Source organism: Halomonas sp. MES3-P3E (assembly GCF_002836035.1).
GTDB classification, from domain to species: domain Bacteria; phylum Pseudomonadota; class Gammaproteobacteria; order Pseudomonadales; family Halomonadaceae; genus Vreelandella; species Vreelandella arctica.
On record NZ_PJBT01000020.1, the window covers coordinates 31,007 to 50,618 of the forward strand.

General features: G+C 56.1%; 18 protein-coding genes. 6 read left to right on the forward strand and 12 right to left on the reverse strand.

Annotation, left to right across the window (positions count from 1 at the left end):
* The first annotated feature begins 52 nt into the window (after positions 1-52).
* On the forward strand, positions 53-553 hold the full coding sequence (gene tpx, locus CXF87_RS06000) for a thiol peroxidase (protein ID WP_101145886.1): 501 nt from the start codon (positions 53-55) through the stop codon (positions 551-553).
* Here the strand turns inward: tpx and CXF87_RS06005 are convergent.
* Positions 536-1,234 carry a gamma-glutamyl-gamma-aminobutyrate hydrolase family protein gene (locus CXF87_RS06005; RefSeq protein ID WP_008957692.1) on the reverse strand — a complete coding sequence of 233 codons (699 nt, stop codon included), beginning with the start codon at positions 1,232-1,234 and terminating at the stop codon, positions 536-538. The two genes, tpx and CXF87_RS06005, sit on opposite strands and share 18 nt — an antisense overlap.
* A 69-nt stretch (positions 1,235-1,303) precedes the next feature.
* Positions 1,304-2,314, reverse strand: coding sequence for an amidoligase family protein (locus CXF87_RS06010; protein WP_101145887.1), 1,011 nt, complete (start codon positions 2,312-2,314; stop codon positions 1,304-1,306).
* Positions 2,315-2,458: 144 nt separating this feature from the next.
* Between CXF87_RS06010 and CXF87_RS06015 the strand changes: the two genes are divergently transcribed.
* A complete protein-coding gene (locus CXF87_RS06015; RefSeq protein WP_101145888.1) occupies positions 2,459-4,963 on the forward strand; it encodes a mechanosensitive ion channel family protein in 2,505 nt (834 codons plus the stop codon).
* Here the strand turns inward: CXF87_RS06015 and CXF87_RS06020 are convergent.
* Both CXF87_RS06020 and CXF87_RS06025 read right to left on the reverse strand, forming a co-directional pair.
* Positions 4,880-5,311 (reverse strand): hypothetical protein, encoded by a 432-nt coding sequence (locus CXF87_RS06020; protein WP_101145889.1) that lies wholly within the window; start codon positions 5,309-5,311, stop codon positions 4,880-4,882. The two genes, CXF87_RS06015 and CXF87_RS06020, sit on opposite strands and share 84 nt — an antisense overlap.
* Positions 5,312-5,350: 39 nt before the next feature.
* On the reverse strand, positions 5,351-6,379 hold the full coding sequence (locus CXF87_RS06025; protein ID WP_101145890.1) for a J domain-containing protein: 1,029 nt from the start codon (positions 6,377-6,379) through the stop codon (positions 5,351-5,353).
* 106 nt (positions 6,380-6,485) lie between these two features.
* Between CXF87_RS06025 and CXF87_RS06030 the strand changes: the two genes are divergently transcribed.
* Positions 6,486-7,934 (forward strand): hypothetical protein, encoded by a 1,449-nt coding sequence (locus CXF87_RS06030; RefSeq protein ID WP_101145891.1) that lies wholly within the window; start codon positions 6,486-6,488, stop codon positions 7,932-7,934.
* A gap of 151 nt (positions 7,935-8,085) precedes the next feature.
* Positions 8,086-8,775: a CBS domain-containing protein gene (locus CXF87_RS06035; protein ID WP_101145892.1), complete on the forward strand. Its 690-nt coding sequence runs from the start codon at positions 8,086-8,088 to the stop codon at positions 8,773-8,775.
* Between the two features lie 79 nt (positions 8,776-8,854).
* On the opposite strand, the gene CXF87_RS06040 is transcribed toward CXF87_RS06035, so the two are convergent.
* From CXF87_RS06040 to CXF87_RS06075, 8 genes are all read right to left on the reverse strand, one after another.
* Positions 8,855-9,979, reverse strand: coding sequence for an aminotransferase class V-fold PLP-dependent enzyme (locus CXF87_RS06040; RefSeq protein WP_101145893.1), 1,125 nt, complete (start codon positions 9,977-9,979; stop codon positions 8,855-8,857).
* Between the two features lie 134 nt (positions 9,980-10,113).
* On the reverse strand, positions 10,114-10,536 hold the full coding sequence (cdd, locus tag CXF87_RS06045) for a cytidine deaminase (RefSeq protein ID WP_431313161.1): 423 nt from the start codon (positions 10,534-10,536) through the stop codon (positions 10,114-10,116).
* Positions 10,537-10,592: 56 nt separating this feature from the next.
* The gene (gene deoD, locus CXF87_RS06050) at positions 10,593-11,318 is read right to left on the reverse strand and encodes a purine-nucleoside phosphorylase (RefSeq protein WP_101145895.1); all 726 of its coding nucleotides are present in this window, start codon (positions 11,316-11,318) and stop codon (positions 10,593-10,595) included.
* Between the two features lie 152 nt (positions 11,319-11,470).
* Positions 11,471-12,730: a phosphopentomutase gene (locus CXF87_RS06055; protein ID WP_101145896.1), complete on the reverse strand. Its 1,260-nt coding sequence runs from the start codon at positions 12,728-12,730 to the stop codon at positions 11,471-11,473.
* The gene (deoA, locus tag CXF87_RS06060; RefSeq protein ID WP_101145897.1) at positions 12,727-14,082 is read right to left on the reverse strand and encodes a thymidine phosphorylase; all 1,356 of its coding nucleotides are present in this window, start codon (positions 14,080-14,082) and stop codon (positions 12,727-12,729) included. Before deoA ends, CXF87_RS06055 begins: the two co-directional genes overlap by 4 nt.
* Positions 14,082-14,879, reverse strand: a complete 798-nt coding sequence (gene deoC, locus CXF87_RS06065; protein WP_101145898.1) for a deoxyribose-phosphate aldolase — start codon at positions 14,877-14,879, stop codon at positions 14,082-14,084. The genes deoA and deoC overlap by 1 nt, the downstream gene beginning before the upstream one ends.
* Positions 14,880-14,989: 110 nt before the next feature.
* On the reverse strand, positions 14,990-16,273 hold the full coding sequence (locus CXF87_RS06070) for a NupC/NupG family nucleoside CNT transporter (protein WP_101145899.1): 1,284 nt from the start codon (positions 16,271-16,273) through the stop codon (positions 14,990-14,992).
* A 36-nt stretch (positions 16,274-16,309) separates the two neighbouring features.
* Entirely contained in the window at positions 16,310-17,155 is an 846-nt protein-coding gene (locus CXF87_RS06075; RefSeq protein WP_101145900.1) for an outer membrane protein OmpK, read from the reverse strand.
* Between the two features lie 310 nt (positions 17,156-17,465).
* Between CXF87_RS06075 and CXF87_RS06080 the strand changes: the two genes are divergently transcribed.
* Complete coding sequence (locus CXF87_RS06080) at positions 17,466-18,233, forward strand: DeoR/GlpR family DNA-binding transcription regulator (RefSeq protein ID WP_101145901.1); 768 nt, start codon at positions 17,466-17,468, stop codon at positions 18,231-18,233.
* A 351-nt stretch (positions 18,234-18,584) separates the two neighbouring features.
* Positions 18,585-19,610, forward strand: coding sequence for a ubiquinol oxidase subunit II (gene cyoA / locus CXF87_RS06085; protein ID WP_101145902.1), 1,026 nt, complete (start codon positions 18,585-18,587; stop codon positions 19,608-19,610).
* The last annotated feature ends 2 nt before the right edge of the window (positions 19,611-19,612 follow it).

Below are 19,612 nucleotides of genomic sequence, written 5' to 3' on the forward strand. Positions count from 1 at the left end.
GCCTCTTGGATGGTAAGAATTCATTCGTTATTAACGACATAAGGAAACGATAATGCAACAAATTACCCGTGCGGGCGAGCCGCTGGATGTGGCTGGCACACTGCCTGCTAAAGATCAGGCAGCACCTAAAATGACGCTGACCAACACTGAGCTGCAAGACGTTACGCTTGCGACCTATGCGGGCAAGCGTAAGGTGCTTAATATTATTCCCAGTGTGGATACGCCTACCTGCGCGATGTCGACGCGTCGCTTTAACGAACTGGCCTCAAACCTTGCTGACACCGTGGTATTGGTAGTTTCGGCTGATTTACCCTTCGCTGCCAAGCGCTTCTGCGGTGCAGAAGGGCTGGATAACGTTGAAACGCTGTCTACGTTCCGCCACCCAGAGTTTCGTGAAGACTGGGGCGTCGCGTTGTGTAATAACTCGATGGAGGGGCTGTGTGCTCGTGCGGTAGTAGTGCTGGATGCCGATAATCGCGTGCTACACAGTGAGTTGGTAAGCGAGCTGAAAAACGAACCAGATTACGACGCAGCGTTAGCCGTCTTGAGCTGACAGCAGGCGTTTTCTAGCATGACGTCGTGATGCCGTCACCAGCGCGCGAATCAAGCGTTGCTGGGGGCGGTTGAAAATTAGCCACTCGGGGTGCCACTGCACGCCAATTAAAAATTCATGTTCACGTGACTCGATGCCCTGTACCAATCCATCCCGGTCGCGGGCGACAATCTCTATCCCTTTGCCTGCGCCATAAACAGCTTGGTGATGCAGACTGTTAACTCGGCACCACGTCACGCCTAGCAACCGATGTAGCTTACTCGCGCCGACAATATCGACGGTTTTGCGCGGCAGTACCGTACGGCGTCGTTTTAGCCCTTCATGCGTGGTGTAAATATCCGGGTCTAAGGTACCACCTAGGTGGACGTTGATTAATTGTGCCCCCCGGCAAATGCCCAACACGGGCGTATGCAGCGGAATAAACCGTTCAAGCAGCGCAAGCTCCAACTCATCCCGTGCCGGGTCGAGGCGCACATCCAGCTGCACTTCGCCGCCGTAAAGGTGGGCCTGAATATCATCACCGCCACCAATGATTAAACCATCTAAATGGTCAGGCTGGGGGCGTGAAGGCGATAACCGCAGCGGTTTGCCGCCATGGCGCCAGACGGCGAACCAATCAAACCACCATGCTAAGTGGCTTTTGCGGTCAGAGGTGGTAATTCCGATAAGCGGCCGAGACATGCAGGTGGTTACTCACTGTGACAAGAAATAAAGTTGAAAAATGTGAAGTTGAAAATGGAACATTAAAAATTAGCGTTCGCGACGCAGCCAGCGGCTCAGTTTCTCTTTTACGCGGGTCAGCATCGGTCGGTTATGTTCGGCAATATACTCAGCGCAGCGAGCGAGCAGCGCGTCCGAGTTAGCGGCAAGTTTCTCAACTTCCACCCAGCGGTTCCACTCCATTGCCGAGCCCCAACCCGGTTGGGAAAGCTGGGCATTGGGTAAACGATAGTGAAAAGTGGGACGTGGTTTCGTAAGCTGAGCATGCAGTAACTCATGGCCATGGTCAGGGCGCAGATAAGCAAACAGCGGCAACATATCCAGCTCACGGTTGCGCGTTGGATTATGATGCAGGTAGTCGTCAATCAAGGTGTCCAGATCAGGTGAGTAGCGGCTATCCAGAACCTTTAGTGCGTATGCTTTGTGAAAGGGGTTGGCATGGGGCAGTACCTCGCGGGTAATATCGACTTTAATTTCATCGCGCAGCCATCCGGCAAGTAATAAATACGCGCGCAGCATGGCAAGCAAATAGTCGGCGTCAAAGCGCTCTGCTTCAGGGTTTAGATGCAACCCGAACCCATACATCAAGCTAGCATCGGTGCCCTTGGCGCCATGCTTTCGTAGTGCTGCAAACAGTGCGTCTAAATCTTCAAGTTCATTCCAGGGCACCGGTGGGCAAACAATTTCGGTAGGCACTAGGCCAGTGACCATATCACCAATCAGTTCGCGGGTTTTTTGATGGAACTGGATTCGTCGTTGGTGCTGGTGGCGTGCCCACTCGCTGTCTTGAGCGTGAGGGTCTTCCAGTAGGGCTTTGTCAGGGTGAGCGTACTGAGTGTCGAGTTCAATGCCAAATTCGCCCCAGCGGGTATTCTCTACTAGTAGCCGATGAGGGCTTACCACGTTAAGCTCCCCGCCAAACAGTTCACGTACGATCATCGCCGTGTCTCGGGGTGGCAGGCCAGCAAATTCAATTTCGACGCCAACCTGCCGGATATTCCCATGACTGTTTAAGCGGTTAGGTGGAGCTTGTAGCGTCATCTCGGCATCCTTGAGGTGAACGTTTAAGCATCCAGCCTATCATAGTCACGCGTTGAGGCTGAGTGCATTCCTAAGGGCTATAAACTAAAGCGGCGGTAAAACGGTAAGCAGGACGCCATTCAGATTAATATTCAGGAGTAAGGCGTGCGACAGCACTGGTTAATTAGCGCGGTAATAGGCGTTGTCTTGTTTGTATTGGCAAGCCTACTACTGACGAGCATGGCAATCACGCAGGCCCAGGCGCAAGTGGTGTCAATACCCGGTTTGGGCGGTGGCTCTGAGGAGCAGGAAGTTGAGGTCAGTGGCGAAGAGTTCCAGGCCTCGTTAACTGACGTCATCACCATGCTTGAAAACGAGGAGCAGCGCACTGAGCTGCTCACGTCGCTGCGCGAGCTGCAGGTAACCGCAGATGCTGCCACCGATGATGAGGGCGTGGTGCGCCAAGGGCTGCTGGGGGCCCTGGCCGATACGCTAAGCGACCTTGGCGACCAGGCGCAGGCAGGCGACTCGCCGGTTGACCAGTGGGCACGTCAGCTGGTTCAGGGGGCGGACGATTTACGCGCCCTGAACGATGGTGCCGACCAAGGCGAAGCCATTCGTGCGGTTGCTGAAGGAGCTGTCCTGGCTCTGGTTTGGATCGGGCTGCTGGTGGTAATGATTGCTTTTGGGCGCATGGTCGCTACCCGCCGAGAGTGGCCACTGGATCTGCCGCGGGACCCCAAAGCCTGGCTAATGGCGGTGCACTTCTTGCGCCGTATGCTGCCCTGGGCGTTGGCGTTTGCGATTACGCTCGGGATTGGCCAAGTATTACCTGATAGTCCTGGGCGGACGCTGGTGCTCGTGGTGGCCTATATCTGCCTATGCGGGCGGGCGCTGTCGGTGGTGTTTGAAACGGTCATCGCCTTCTTTAGCCGCGGCCATCGGTTTACGGCGGTTCAACTGCTTCAGCAGCATGCCCTGCGCGGTATGTTTGTGATTGGTGCGTTGATTGCGCTTGGCGATGCGGCTAATTCCACCCGCTTGGTCGAACTGTTGGGCAGCGAACTATCGAGCCTGGTCTCGGTGCTTTCCAATATGCTGGCGGCGCTGCTTTCAGCGCGGTTTATTCTTAAATTCAAACGCCCAGTGCGTCATTTGATTTGCAACCGACCGTTCAAACAACGCCGTGACGCCAGCACTGCGGTTGAGATGATCCGCTCGCTGGGCGGGCTATGGCACATTCCCGCGCTACTCCTGGTGAGTGGTTCGCTGCTGGCGATTTTTATTACCGTTGGCGATGTCGGCACTGCGCTGGCGCGCTCAATTATCTCTGCCAGCCTGCTGGTGCTTACGCTGGTAGTGACCGGGCTGCTGCGCCGCCAAGCGGAGCGGATGGGCAAGCGCCGTCACCGTCATCGTCAGAGCCAATACCGCAAACGCTTAGAGCGTTTCGGCTTTGTTCTCGCCCATATCTTTGCATGGATGGTGTTTGCTGAACTCTCAATGCAAGTGTGGGGCAGTTCATTCTTTGGCTTGGGCCAGCAAGCAGTCGCTAGCGCCCGCATTGGGCAAGCGCTGGTCAGTCTTGGCGCCACGGTGCTGTTGGCGTGGCTGGTGTGGATTTTTGCCGACACCGCCATTCAGCGGGCGCTTACCTCGTCGGCGCGCTCACGCGGACGGCGGGTCAATCAGGCCCGGGCGCAAACCATCACGCCGATGATTCGCAACGTCATCTTCGTGACTATCTTGATTATTGCCGTCATCGCCGGGTTGGCGAACCTGGGTGTCAACGTGACACCGCTGTTAGCCGGTGCTGGTGTGATTGGTCTGGCGATTGGTTTTGGTGCCCAAACATTAGTGCAGGATCTAATCACCGGCATCTTTATTTTGATCGAAGATTCCCTGGCGGTAGATGACTTTGTGCAGATCAATAACCACATGGGCACGGTCGAGGGGCTGACGCTGCGCACGGTTCGCCTTCGTGACTTGGACGGGATCGTGCATATCATCACCTTTAGCCGCATTGAGTCGATTCATAATATGTCTCGGCAGTTCGGCATTGCGCTGATGCGAATTCGTATTCCGTTTGATATGAAAATCGACGATGCCATTACGCTGATGCAGGAAACCGCTCAGGAGCTGCGCCGCGACCCGATGATGCGTCACTACATCTGGTCACCGCTGGAAATGCAGGGGGTTCAGGGGTTTGAAGATGGCTGCCCGATCCTGCGTATGCGTTTTCGCACCGCGCCAGAAATGCAGTGGGATGTTTCGCGGGCCTTTAATCTGCTGCTCAAACAGCGCATGGAAGCTCAAGAGATCGACCTGGGCGTGCCGCGTCTCAGCATCAGTATGGAATCGCGCTCAGAAGACCGCATGGAGGCGACCGCGGGCACGTCGTTTTCGCTGGACAATGAAGCACCAGAAAGTGACCAGGGTGAGTCAGATACTGAGCAAGAAAGCGAAACAGACACAGACGATCATAAGAAACCCGCACCACCGAAGCCGGCACCCCGCCCGACCAAGGCAGAAATACGGCGCGATGAGCAGGCGCGCAAGCACGATGAGACGCCTAATCGCGCCGCCTCACACCGGCAAAAGCCCCCAGCACAAGGCAAGCCCCAGGCCGGCACCTATGCCAGCACCGGCGGCGAACACGGCGATGAGTAACCACGGCCCGCGTAAGCGGCGCCAACGGTTATACAAAGAGACCGCGTGGCTAACGCGGTCAACCAGTTCGTCGTGACGCGAGATCGCATGATCGGGAGGCAGCGAAAAGTCATTAGCTACATCGCCTTGCCAGTGGGCGCCGTGGCTGAGTCCCAGGCGTGCGCGTAACTTGCCAATATCGCTTACAGTGTCGTGCAGCGTATCGTAGGCTTCGCGGCGCTCAGCAACGCTAAATACCGCCTCGGCATCTTGGCGTAGCGCGCTATGCTGGCAACTCGTCACAGCGTGTTGGATCGCTTGCTCATTAGCCTCGGGGGGGATCGCGAGGCGCTGGTACAAATCGCGCATAGGTGGCTATGGTTTCTCTTAGGCTGGCGTTGCATGGTCTCAGTAAGTTTGCATCAAATAATCATAGGCGTTTTTGATACGTTGAAAGCGTGCCGAGGCCAATGCTACCTGTTGTTCGCTTTCTGAATAGTAGCGGTCTGGGTGGTGTAATTGTGCCATACGCCGATAAGCGTGCCGAACCTCTATGCGGGTAGCGCCGGGGTTAAGTCCCAGAATGGAAAGCGCCCGTGTGGTGCGATCGGGAGGCGGTGGTGAAGCGCGCTGCTGGCGTGAGTGGTTATTGCGTCGCTCCTCCTGGTAAGAACTGCGTTGCTGTTGCGAGTCTTGCTGTCGTGAGCGTTGCTGCTCCCGCTCGGCTTGCTCGCGCTGGCGTTGGCGCTCCTGTTCCTGCTGGCGCTGCTGTGCTTGTTCCCGCGCCTGGCGGGCTTCCTCTTGGCGCCGCTGCTTCTCTTGTTGCTTTTCTTGCTGTTTTTGCTGCTTCTGATGATGGCGTTGTTCTTTCTCTCTCTGCTGCTGTTCTGCTCGTGCATTGGCCTGTTGTTGCTGCTGCTCGGCCGCTGCGGCATCGCGTGCTTTGCGGGCATGGTAATCTGGATCGTGGGTTTGCCAATAAGTATCACGACTAGGGTCTTCAGGGCTGGCCAGCGGTGTGCCCGTCAGTTCCTTAAATAGGGTGTTTAAGGTGGTGGGGGCAACGCTTAGTAAGTCCGCAAAAAAGCGTAAAATATAGTGGTTGGCAAGCGACAGCTCGCCATCATCGGTGGCAACCGTAATCGCTTGGTGAATAACGCTTAGGCTGCGCTCTTTACCGCACTCTTTGCGCACAACCTCGGCGGCTAACTGGATCGCTTGCAAGTCTTGGCTATGCGCAATACTCATGACCGGGCCCAGCTCATGCCCGTGGCGAAACTGTGCGGTTACCTGGGCCAGGCGACGACGGCGCTGGCCTTCAGAAACGTGTTGGCGGTGCACCAGCACCCAAGCCAACAACAGCAGGGTTGCCGTATCCACTTGGCTGCGGCTCTTTAATAACAGCAGCTCAAAGGGTGAAAAACGGGCAATGGACATTTCCTAGCTCCACAGATGAAAAGGCGGCAGTGGTCTTGTGCAGCGCCATGATTATTTTAGCCATGGTATATCATCACGTTAGGCAAAGGAGTAGGAGATTGGTGGGTTGATCAACGTTGAGCGTAAAAACAGCTTTCAGCTGCGTCTTACTCGTCGGCTCAAGGAAGAGACGTCGCATAACCTCGACGTCTATCTTTTTGTGCCTGGCGAGCTGGGGTTAAGTACTCAGCTTATCTCAGAGGAGGCTTTTTATCATGCCGCCATTCATGTATCGCGCACTTACTACAGTGACGAATACCTGCTGCCGCTGGTGCACAGCCGGTTGGCCAGTCGTAACCGCCTGGGGAGTGACTCGTACCGGCTGAGTTTGAGCCTCTACGCCTACCAATACGTGGAAGCGATGGAGCGCACCACGCAAGCGATGTTAGTAAGCGCCAAAAAGTTACGTCATACCCGCCAGCAACAGCGGGAAGAGACCAGCGAGGAGCAAGAAAGTGCGGTTGCCTTACGTGACCAACTGCATGAAATGATCGACTTGAGTGACGGAATCCTCAAGCGCCTGCGGCGCAATCAGCCGGATGACGAAAGCTTCAAAAAATACTTCGCCAATATTGATAATTACCTCTCCTGGTTTACCGAACAGCAGCTACTGGCGTTAGTGGCGCATATGCCCCGTGGTGGTGAGTTTACTGAGATTCGTCGACGCTTTATCAGCGTGTGCCACCGGGAGGGCGAACATCGCCGCGAACAGCAATACAACGCCGAACGAGTAATGGCGGACCCGACGCGCATGTCGAACAAAATGCGCTTACTGCGGCGTTTGATTGAACATCCGATTACGCTGAAACAAGAGGCATTGGAGCTTGGCGGCGGCGAGCAGAAAGCGGTCAAAGCCCTGGCCACGGCGGTGGTAATGGGGTTTGTGACGTTAGGTGTGCTGCAGTTACGTAGCGCGTTAGGGGATCTTTCTGCGCTATTCGTGTTAGCCATGGCGCTGCTCTACGCCATGCGTGAAGTTTTTAAGGATGATTTGCGCAATACCCTTTGGCGCTTGCTGCGCAAAGGCCGCCCTAAGTGGCGCCGCCAGTATCTAGACCCCACGCGAAATGCCGTGGTGGGTCGCCAGCTGGAGTGGTTTGACTACAAGCGCTTCGCTTCGCTGAGTGATGACATCCAACAATTGCGCCGTCGCAAGGTGGCCCAGCGGGAAGAGGTAGTGCTGCACTACCGCTCAAGTTCACGTATGTCACCCACGCGCTTTTTAAGCGGCTACGAGCATACGCGCGAAACACTGAATTTGGATATTTCCATGCTCACGCGGCTAATGAGTAAAGGGAAGCACCACATCTATCGGCTTAAAGATGGCCAGGCAGTGCGTGAAAGCGTCGAACGCCGCCACCTGTTTAATCTGGTGATTCGTGAAACGGGCAGTGAAGATACGCCCTACCTTGCCCGCTGGAAAGTCGTGGTAAGTCGCTCAGGCATTGTTGATGTGGAGAAAGTGGAAGAGAGTAGCGCCACAGAGGCGAACACACCAACAGGCAAGCAAGCATAAAGCTGCGCTAGATCAAATTAGTCTCAATGCGTTCTTTTAGATAGCCAGCCAGCATAGGCAAATTTCCAGGAGCGAACTAGGCTCAAAGAGAAGGCAGGGTGACCTGCAGCTGCGGCTCAGTCTTTAAAGGTTGAACGCAAGGAGAAGCGCCATGCAAGCTATTGATATCATGACACCCAAAGTGGTGAGTGTGGGACCCGATACGGAAGTGCGTGAAATTGCGCAACTGCTGCTTAAGCATCGTATCAGCGCCGTTCCTGTCGTCGATGGAGATCACCGGGTGATCGGTATTGTCAGCGAAGGCGATTTGATGCGCCGGGTAAAAGATGACAGTGACCACGGTCACTCATGGTGGTTATCGCTATTTACGGGCGGCAAGGATGCTGGCGACTATGTCAAGATGCATGGTCGTAAAGCCCACGAAGTGATGACGCCAGATCCACTGACCGTGGAAGAGAACACGCCACTGCATACCATTGCGCGAATGCTGGAAAAACACCACATCAAACGCGTACCCGTTGTGCGTGAAGGTAAGTTGGTGGGTATCGTCAGCCGTGCCAATCTGCTGCAAGGCATTGCTAATGCGGCGGTATCGCCGACGCAGTCACCTTCGGACGATCGACACATCCGCGAAGCCATACTGGACGAGGTAGAACACAACACCGGCGTGCAAGTCGAAGGCATTAGCGTGATTGTGGATGGCGGTGCAGTCGAAATCTGGGGGCTGGTCGAATCGCTTGAACAGAAGCAGGCGGTGACGGTTGCAGCAGAAAATGTGGCGGGGGTGACTCGCGTCGAAAATCATCTAGGGATGATGCCGCGGGGCGTAGGATATATGTAATGTCAATTTGGCGTATATAGCTTTAAGTAACCAGTAAGGCCCGCTAGGTTAATAGCGGGCCTTACCTTTTTATACCACCTTACACCACGGCTTTAATTGCTTGCTCTAAACTATCCACGCTGCGCTCAGTGTGGTGCAACTTATCTAAACCAAATAGGCCAATGCGGAAAGTTTGGAAGTTATCACCTTCATCGCACATGAGCGGTACGCCGCCGGCTACTTGCACCCCCGCCTGGGCCAGTTTGCCTACCAAGCCGCTATCGTCGCTGTAGCAGACCACCACCCCTGGGGCCTCAAAGCCTTCCGCCGCCACGCTGACAAAACCGTGACGCTTGAGCATGGCACGGACTTCACGGCCAATCGCTTGCTGCTCCTCTTTTACCTTGGGGAAGCCGTACGCACGGGTTTCCTGCATGATATCGCGCAGCTGTCGCAAGGCGTCCGTGGGCATAGTGGCGTGATAAGCATGCCCGCCGTTTTCATAGGCTTGCATGATGCTATGCCACTTGCCCAGGTCGCAGGCAAAGCTGTTGCTCTGGGTTTCGCTCAAGCGCTGCGTAGCCCGCTCTGACAGCATCACCATGGCGCAGCAGGGCGAGCCGCTCCAGCCTTTTTGCGGCGCACTGACCACCACGTCAATGCCGAGTGCCTGCATGTCCACCCAAAGGGTGCCTGCCGCAATGGCGTCCAACACGAACAGGCCGCCTACCTCGTGTGTCGCCTCGGCGAGTGCTTGAATATACGTATCTGGAAGCAGCAGGCCCGCCGAGGTTTCTACCTGCGGGGCAAAGACCACCGCTGGTTTTTCGCGACGAATCTGCGCGACGGCTTCATCAATGGGTACTGGCTGAAATGGCGAGCGCGAGTCATCGGTGTTAAGACGCCGTGCTTTTAGCACCGTGTGCTGGTCGGTTAAACGGCCCATCTCAATGATCTGTGTCCAACGGTAGCTGAACCAGCCGTTGCGAATCACCAGAGTGTTCTGATCAACGGCAAATTGACGCGCCACTGCTTCCATTCCAAAGGTACCGCTACCGGGAACGATGACGGCGGAGTGAGCGTGGTAGACTTCTTTCAGCGTGGCCGATATATCCCGCATCACACCTTGAAACTGTTGCGACATATGGTTCAGCGAGCGGTCGGTGTAGACCACTGAGTACTCAAGCAAACCGTCGGGATCGACGTTGGGCAGTAAACCAGCCATGGCGTTCTCCAAATAAGGGCGGTGCGCTCATCGGCACACTTCATCAAAAATATACAGTGGCTGCTAAGAGTACGAGCAATAAAAGCACAAAACCAGCCCGCGTGGGGCTGGTTTTGATTGCTGAAGGGACTGGCTTAACGCGGCGGTAACTGCTCGGGCCCAAAGGCGTCGGGCAGCAGCGTTTCCATGGTGTAGGTTTTCATCAATTCACCGCTGCCGGAAAGTACCTTGATTTGGGTTTCTGGCGTCGCGAATTCGCGAATCCGCTGACGACAGTCGCCGCAGGGTGTGCAGAGGTGGTCACCTGGGCCCATCACGTAGACCGTCGCCAACTGGCGTTGCCCGGCAGTGATCATGGCGGAAATGGCCGAGGCCTCGGCGCATAGGCCTTTGTAGTGCGCCACTTCCACGTTAGTGCCCGCAAACTGCTGACCATCAGGGGTGACCATGACTGACGCCACCGGGTGAGCTGAGTAAGGCACGTAGGCGTTAGCCCGCGCGCTCAACAGCGTTTGAACGATCTCTTCTGATACGTGCTCTTCTGATACCTGTTCCATCATTTTTCCTTTTGGCCGCTTCTACGCGCTCTTTTCAACGTTCTCGCTTTAACGTTCTAGGCGCTGGCAGCGTCGTCGCGCAACACGGTGTCGAGTGCAATCAGCATCATATCGTCGAAGGTGGTTTGACGGTCGGCACTGGAGAGCGAATCGCCTTTCAGGATGTGATCCGACACGGTGCAGATGGTCATGGCGCGGGCGCCGAACTCGGCGGCGACGCCGTAAAGGCCAGCGGCTTCCATCTCGACGCCGACAATGCCGTAGCGCTTGAGCATTTCAGCCATATCGGTTTGCGGGTTGTAGAACAGGTCCGCTGAGAAGATGTTGCCGACTTTGACCGGCACGTTTTTGGCTTTAGCGGCAGCGACGGCGTGCTGGGTCAGTTCAAAATCCGCAATCGCAGCGAAGTCGTGGTCGTTAAAGCGCATGCGATTGACCTTGGAGTCGGTGCTGGCGCCCATGCCGATGACCACATCGCGCACGTTGACGTCGTCGCGTACCGCGCCGCAGGAGCCCACGCGAATCAGCGATTTAACGCCGTAGTCGGTGATCAGCTCTTTGGCGTAGATGGAGACCGACGGAATGCCCATACCATGGCCCATCACGGAAATCTCGCGGCCCTTGTAGGTGCCGGTGTAGCCAAACATATTGCGCACATCGTTGACCTGGCGGACGTTCTCCAGGTAGGTATCGGCGATGTATTTGGCGCGCAGCGGGTCGCCGGGCATCAGGACGGTATCAGCGAAATCGCCCATCTCTGCATTAATATGTGGTGTAGCCATGTAACGCTCCCATATCAATAATTTAACGATCCGAATAAACCCTAGGCGGGGGCGCTGTGAACCCTTCCCTGGGCGCTACTTTCGCCATCCATGGCGAAAGACCCCCGCTACGGGTTGATTCTGATCTTGTGCTAGTGGTTTACCACTTATCATTAAGCGGCTTCAGGTAGAAAGCTTTTGCCATCGGCCATGGCCGGTAGCAGGAAAAAGTCGGCCAGGGTTTGGCCAATATCGGCAAAGGTGCCGCGCTCGCCCAGCGGGCCGGGGGTGAAACCGGGGCCGTGTACCAGAATGGGGATGTACTCGCGGGTGTGCTCAGTTCCGTGCCAGCTCGGGTCGCAGCCGTGGTCAGCCGTCAGAATAAGCAGGTCATCTTCGCTTAGCGCCGCCAGCAGCTTGGGCAGCTTGGCATCGAAATCTTCTAGCGCGGCGGCGTAACCCGGCACGTCCCGGCGGTGGCCATAGACCGAGTCAAAATCGACAAAGTTGGTCATGATCATGGCGCGTTCGCCCTGATTTTTCTTGTCAAAGCCGCGCTGGCTGGTGCGCTCAATCTCTTTAAGCGTGGCGTCCATCAGTGCATCGTGACCACTGGCTTTTACCTTGTGGGTAATGCCGCAGTGGGCGTAGATATCGGCAATTTTGCCAATCGAGACCACTTCGCCACCGGCATCATCGAGCTTTTGCAGCACGGTGGGCGACGGCGGCTCAACGCTGTAGTCGCGACGGTTGCCGGTGCGGGCGAAGGTGTTGCTGTCGTCGCCGATAAACGGACGCGCGATCACGCGGCCAATGTTGTAAGGCTCCAGCAGCTCGCGGACGGTTTCGCACAGCTTATAAAGCCGCTCCAGACCGAAATGCTCTTCGTGAGCGGCGATCTGAAATACCGAGTCCGCCGAGGTGTAAACGATGGGTTTGCCGGTGGCTATGTGCTCTTCACCCAGGCGGGCGATAATCTCGGTGCCGGAGGCGTGGCAGTTGCCAATCACTCCGGTGAGGTCGGCTTCCTGAACGATGGCATCGAGCAGCTCAAGAGGGAAACTGTCAGTTTTATCCAGAAAGTAGCCCCAGTCAAAGCGGACCGGGACACCGGCGATTTCCCAGTGGCCGGAGGGGGTATCTTTGCCGCTGGAAATCTCTTTGGCGTGGGCGTAAGCCCCTTCCAGATTTTCCGGCAGCGTGATGCCTTCGGCAACGCTGCCCGTGGCATCACGGTGGGCGTGAAATAGCCCCAGCTTGGCCATGTTGGGCAGCTTGAGAGGGCCTGAACGGTTGGCGTTATCCGCTTCGCCACGGGCGCAGGCGGCGGCGATATGGCCCAGCGTATCCGCACCCTCGTCACCGAAGGTGGCGGCGTCCGGGGCGGCGCCAATCCCAAATGAATCGAGTACCAGTAAAATCGCACGGCTCATGAGGCTTCTCCACGGAAGGTGTCTTGCAGCAGAGTGTCGGCGCTGGCAGCGCCTTCGCCAATTGTAAACGCCGCGCGCAGCTGCTCGGCGGCACGCTCAGCGGCGGTATCACTACGGGCGTGCACCATGGCGATGGGGCGCTGACTATCCACGCTGTCGCCGATCTCGACGATATCGGTGAAACCAACGCTGTGATCGATGCTGGCGTCGTTACGCAGGCGGCCACCGCCCAGCTCCACCACGCTCATGCCCACGGCGCGGGTATCGATGCGTTGTACGATCCCTGATTGCTCGGCATACACGGGTTTAATGACCTCTGCCTTGGCCAGGTAGTGCTCCGAGCGCTCCATAAAGTCGCTAGGGCCACCCAGTTCACGCACCATCTGGGCAAACACTTCAGCGGCAGCGCCGGAGATCAGCGCGTTCTCAAGCTGAGTCAGTGCGTCTTCACGGGAACCCGCGAGCTTACCGGCGATCAGCATCTCGACTGCCAATTCACGGGTGACTTGCATCACGCGGCTATTGGGGCGGTCGCCGCGCAGTAGTGCCAGCGTCTCGACGATTTCAACGGCGTTACCGGCGCAGGGCGCTAGCGGTTGACTCATATCGGTAAGCAGGGCAGTGGTGGGCGTGCCCGCTTGGGTGGCCACATTGGCGATGCTTTTGGCCAACTCGCGGGATTTCTCTGGGGTGGGCATAAAGGCACCGCTGCCGACTTTAACGTCCATCACCAGCGCATCCAGCCCTGAGGCCAGCTTTTTACCCAGGATAGAGGCGGTAATCAGCGGAATCGATTCCACGGTGGCGGTCACGTCACGCACGCCGTAGATGCGCTTATCGGCAGGCGCCAAGTCACCGGTCTGGCCGATAATCGCCACGCCAGTGGATTTCACCACCTCGCGGAAGCGTGCTGGCGCGGGATAGGGATCGTAGCCGGGGATCGATTCGAGTTTATCCAGGGTGCCGCCGGTGTGACCTAAGCCGCGTCCGGAAATCATGGGTACAAAGGCACCGCAGGCGGCGACCCAAGGGCCGAGTACCAGCGAGACCAAGTCACCCACGCCGCCAGTGGAGTGCTTATCCACGATCGGGCCGGGCAGGTTTAGGTCGCTCCACTGCATCACGTGACCGGAGTCGCGGGTGGCGGTAGTCAGCGCCACGACTTCTTCACGGCTCATGCCGTTAAGAAACACAGCCATGGTGAAAGCGCCAATTTGTGCGTCGCTAATGCGATCATCGGCAATGCCCTGTACAAACGCTTTGATCTCTTCCGCAGGCAGCGGCTGGTTATCTCGCTTAAGGCGAATCAGCTCCTGGGGCAGCAACGCGTGTTGGGTTGTGTTGGCAGACATTAGTAACCTCCTTGGCCTTGGGGTGCCGCGCTGGTGCTGCCGGTCAACGTATCCAGCAGATTGCCCAGCAGGCTGGATGCACCAAAGCGGAAGTGTGCAGGCGTCACCCAGGCTGGGCCCATGATCTCGTTAGCAAGGGCCAAGTATGCCGCTGCGTCTTCGGCGGTTTTAACGCCACCGGCTGCTTTAAAGCCAACGTCTTTGCCACTGGCCTTGATGGCTTTGAGCATGATCTCGGCGGCTTCCAGCGTTGCGTTGACGGGCACTTTACCGGTCGACGTTTTAATGAAATCCGCGCCGCCTTCAATGGCGATTTCGCTGGCGCGTTTGATCAGCGCAGGGTCTTTGAGTTCGCCGGACTCAATGATCACTTTGAGCAGTGCTTGGCCGGCGCAGGCGGCTTTGCACATCTCAACGAGCTCGAGGCCAGTCTCTTCATCGCCCGCCATCAGGGTGCGGTAGGGGAATACGACATCGACTTCATGGGCACCAGAGGCAACCGCATCGCGCGTTTCACGGGCAGCACCCATGATGTCGTCGCCGCCGTCGGGGAAATTGGTGACCGTGGCGATCTTCACTTGGTCGTTAAGGGTATGAGCGGTCAATGCACGCTGGGCCGTGACAATAAACTGGGGAAAGACACACACTGCCGCAGGCGTGCCAAAGGGCGTTTTTACTTGCTGACAAAGTGCTTCAATGGTGCTGTCAGTGTCGCTATCGTTCAGGCTCGTCAGATCCATGAGGGTAAGTGCTTGGCGGGCGGCTTGGACAATATGGGGGGAGGCTGTCGCAGTCATGGAGTTCTCACAAATCAGTAAAAGATAAAAACGGGCACTGCGGATAAAACCGCAGCGCCCGATGCGTTAAGTAGCCGTCATTGCGCTAATCATGCAAGCAGTGGCAAGCGCTATGCAGACGCGCCACTCAGCGCGATGAAGAAGCCAGCAATAGAGGCCGACATCAAGTTGGATAGTGTACCGGCCAAGACGGCTTTAACACCAAAGCGGGCAATCTCTTTACGGCGCGTCGGTGCAATGCTGCCCAAACCACCCAGCAAAATCGCAATGGAGGAGAGGTTAGCAAAGCCACACAGTGCGAAAGAGAGAATCGCCATGGTGTGAGGCGTCATCATCTGACCCGTCGCCGCCACTACCTGTTCCCCATCAATGTAGGGTGCCAAGTTGATGTAGGCGACAAATTCGTTGACGACCAGTTTCTGGCCGATAAACGAGCCTGCCAGGGTGGCTTCTTCCCAGGGTACACCTAACAGGAAGGCAAGCGGGGCGAACAGCCAGCCCAAGATCAGTTCTAAGCTCAGTGAGTCAAAGCCCACCCAGCCGCCAACGCCGCCGAGAATGCCATTGATCAACGCGATCAAACCAATGAACGCGAGCAACATCGCGCCCACGTTAGCGGCCAGCATCAAGCCCGATGTAGCGCCGGAGGCGGCAGCATCCAGCACGTTGGCGGGCTTATCTTCCTGGGCTTCAATTTCTTCTTCTACCTTGGAAACGCTGTCGCTATCGGACACATCCTGGGTTTCCGGCATGATCAGCTTGGCAAACAACAGCCCGCCGGGCGCCGCCATAAAGGAAGCTGCTACCAGGTACTCCATGGGAATACCCAGCGCTGCATAACCCGCCAACACCGAACCCGCCACCGACGCCAAGCCGCCACACATAACGGCAAACAGCTGCGAAGGCGTCATGCGGGCGATAAACGGACGTACCACCAGCGGTGCTTCAGTTTGGCCAACGAAGATATTCGCGGTCGCGGAGAGCGATTCGGTACGTGAAGTGCCCAGGGCTTTTTGCAGAGCGCCACCCAGGATGCGGATTACCCACTGCATAATGCCGATGTAGTACAGCACGGCGATGAGAGAAGAGAAGAAGATAATGACCGGCAGAACCTTGATGGCAAACACAAAGCCGACGTTTTCTACGTCCGCTAAACCACCAAACAGAAAGCCGATACCATCGTTGGCATACACCAAAATTTGGCTAACGCCAGAAGAGATGGCTTGCAGCACCGCCTGACCGAAAGGCACATAAAGTACAAACGCACCAATGCCCGCTTGAATCGCAAAAGCGCCCAGCACAGTGCGTAGCCGAATAGACTTACGGTCGTAAGAGAAAATCAGGGCAATGGCCACCAGGGTGACCATACCCACCAAGCTCATAAGGAGTGTCATAAGGGGATCCTTCGAGTCTGCGCGAACGTGCCGCGCTTATAGTAAGTTGAGCTTGACGGAGTAGATCATCGCATTCTGATAATTATTGGGCGTGCCCAACTTATTGTCAGAGTAGCGGTACTGAATACCGGTGGTGATCAAGTCGCTCGGATGCCACCACAGGCTCAGTGCACCGTTGGTGCCCACACTGCCTGCTGTGCCGTTCACGTAATTTTCATCCAGATACTCGTCATCGCGGCCAAAGGTCTGCTCATGCCAGTTAGTCACGCTGAAGTTCTGGTCGAGCGCAGCGAAATCATAACCCGCGACCCAGCCAGCCATAAAGCCGTTCATGCCGCTGTAGCTGTTACTTTGCACCCGCGCGGCACCAATGAATGGCTTGAACCATAAACCATTATCAAAAGTAGTGCGGTAACCCAGGCCCAAAATTTGATCCTGCTCGCGGCTTTCAAAGCCGTAATCACGGAAGTCGTAAAGGTGAGCGTAAATAGACAGCGGGCTGTCGCCCAGGTAAATGTGCGAGGTTATTTTACCCGCGGTGCGGAAGTTGTCTTTGCCACCACTGGATTCATCGAATTGATCGTTGGTGGGGTTCTCGAAATCAAAGAAACCGTAGAATTCGCCCCAGCTAAAGCCAGCGCCGCCTTCAATTTCGAGAAACATAAAGTCGCTTTTCGCCGCGTTAGGGGCGGTGCGTGCTTCGGTGCCGTTCGACCAATCGAGATAGTTGACCGAGACATTGGCAAACGACCACAGCCGGTCAAGCGGATGGGGCTGAGCGTCATCTGCCAATGCTGGAGTGACGAGGGCGGTACTTGTCAGTAAGGCGCCAGCACTAAGGGTGACAAGCGATGAAGAGCGAGTGTGTTTTCGAGCAGTCATGTAAGCCTCAACGGGGGTTGTCGCGGAGCCATTTGAGTGTGGCTATCCGTGGTTATAGTCGTGCGGGCTGGCGTGAATGTTAAAATTATAACATTTAGTGTTATTTTTCTAACGTTGATTTGCAAGTGTTGTCACATCAACGCTATTTAAATGTCATATAACTACCGTAAGCATCACGAATAGCGTTAATGGTCGTTGTCGCAGTGGAAATTCCGTCGCTGCTCGCTCAGCATAGAAAGAAATAAGAGGCAACATGAAGGCTTATGTTGCGCTAATCACAACAAGAGGGGTTGTTAAGGAGATGCCCACCATGAATGGCCGCAGCGCTCAGCGCCTTGCCAAACTTCAGGAAGCGCTAGCCAGTGGCGGCACTCTTCATCTGCGCGATGCTGCAGAGCTTTGTGATGTATCGGAGATGACCATCCGGCGCGATCTCACCACCCAGCCTACTGCGATGAGCCTGCTGGGCGGGCACTTGGTAATGGCGAATTACCCCGGGGTCACACCGATATATGACTTAACCGAGCAGCAGGCTAGCCACTATCAGGCGAAGTATCGGCTCTGTCAGCGAGTACTCGCCTTTATTGAAGAGGGCGATACACTGTTTATTGACTGTGGCTCGACGCTGATTCCGTTGCTGAGTCAGTTAAGTCATTTCCGTGAACTAACGGTGGTGACCTATGCGCTCAACGTCGCCAATGCCGTTGCCGCCTTGCCTAACGTACGCCTTGTACTACTGGGCGGGCTGTTTTATGCCGCTTCACAATCATTTGGCAGCGACAATATGGCCGCCGCCATCGAGCGATTGGGTATCAACAAAGCGTTGATTTCCGCGGCGGGGGTGGACTTGGAGCGAGGCGTAAGCTGCTTCCACTTTCACGAAGTCGCGCCTAAACAAGCCGCCATTGCCACCGCTATGCAGCGCTTGCTGGTAGTGGATGCCAGCAAGTTTGGCGTGGTGCGACCGGCTTATTTCGCAGCCCTAGACGATTTTGATGTGGTGGTTACTGACGAAGAGGGCGCGCCGCAACTGCTAGAGGGGCATGGCCGCGAGGTGCCAGTGGTAACCGTTGCGTAGAAATGTTTCGCTTCTCTATAGCCGTCAATAGCTTGGGTGCGGCAATGCGCCACTTCTTTCGTGATCTCGATCAATAGAAAATACTTTCGTCTTACCTGCTGTCGCTTTTAAAGCCCTGCTGTCGCTTTTAAAGCATAGGCGAGCAAGACCCGCCGCTATTCCTACGTGGCGGCGCATATTTTTCCCGGAACAGTGACGCTCAACGCACCACGCACAGGTTTGTGAGGATGCTCCCACGAGCATGTTTTGGGAAGAGTATGGGGTAATAGTTAGCCTGCTATTTATCATGACCGCAGGGCTGGCTAGTGTGTTTTAAACCCTAACTTTTAACACCTTGGACGAGATCACACCATGCAACGACGCTCACTATGGCGCAGGCGAGGCACGTTAGTGCTCCTTGCGCTGTGCCTGTTTCTAGCAGGCTGTAGTTCAGCGCTATTAGACCCCAAAGGGCAGGTTGGCGCAGAGCAGCGGACGCTGATTCTGACCGCTTTTGGCCTGATGTTGATTGTAGTTATTCCCGTTATTGTGATGACGCTGCTGTTCGGCTGGCGCTATCGGCGTAGTAATAGCGGGGCTAAGTACCTTCCCGATTGGGCGCACTCCAACGCGATTGAAGCGGTGATCTGGATCGTGCCTTGCGCGATTATCGCGGTGCTGGCGCTGTTGACCTATAAAACGTCCCACAGCCTGGATCCCCACAAACCGCTGGAAAGCGACGTGGAGCCGATCGAAATTCAGGCCGTATCGCTGGACTGGAAATGGCTGTTTATCTATCCCGAGCAGGGCGTGGCCAGCGTTAATGAAGTGGCCTTTCCCGTCGATACCCCCGTGCGCTTCCGTGTTAGCTCAGGTTCGGTAATGAATGCTTTCTTCATTCCCCATCTTGGCAGCCAAATCTACGCCATGGCGGGCATGGATAACGATGTCCATCTGATTGCCGATGAAAAGGGCAGCTATCCAGGTCGCTCTACCAACTACAGTGGCGCGGGCTTCTCGGGCATGACGTTTGAAGCCAAAGTGACGACCCCCGGCGAGTTTGATGACTGGGTTGAAACCGTGCGCGGTGCCTCTGAAACGCTGACCTACCCAGAAGGCTACGAAGCCCTGGCGGAGCCTAGCGAATCGCACCCAGTGGAGTACTTCTCGGCTATTTCACCAGCGCTATACGAAAGCATTTTGAAAAGCTTTCACACCGGCGGTGAACACGAGATGGGCGGCGATCATCAGTTGAGCAGCGACCATGCTGATTCTTCTGATGGCGATAACGCACCTAACACCCATCAAGCGGCCGACTCTGGCCACGACACCAACAACCATGCTAGTCAGGATCATGCCATGCGCAGCCATCCCACTAGCGTTGAAGCAGGGGGTTAAGC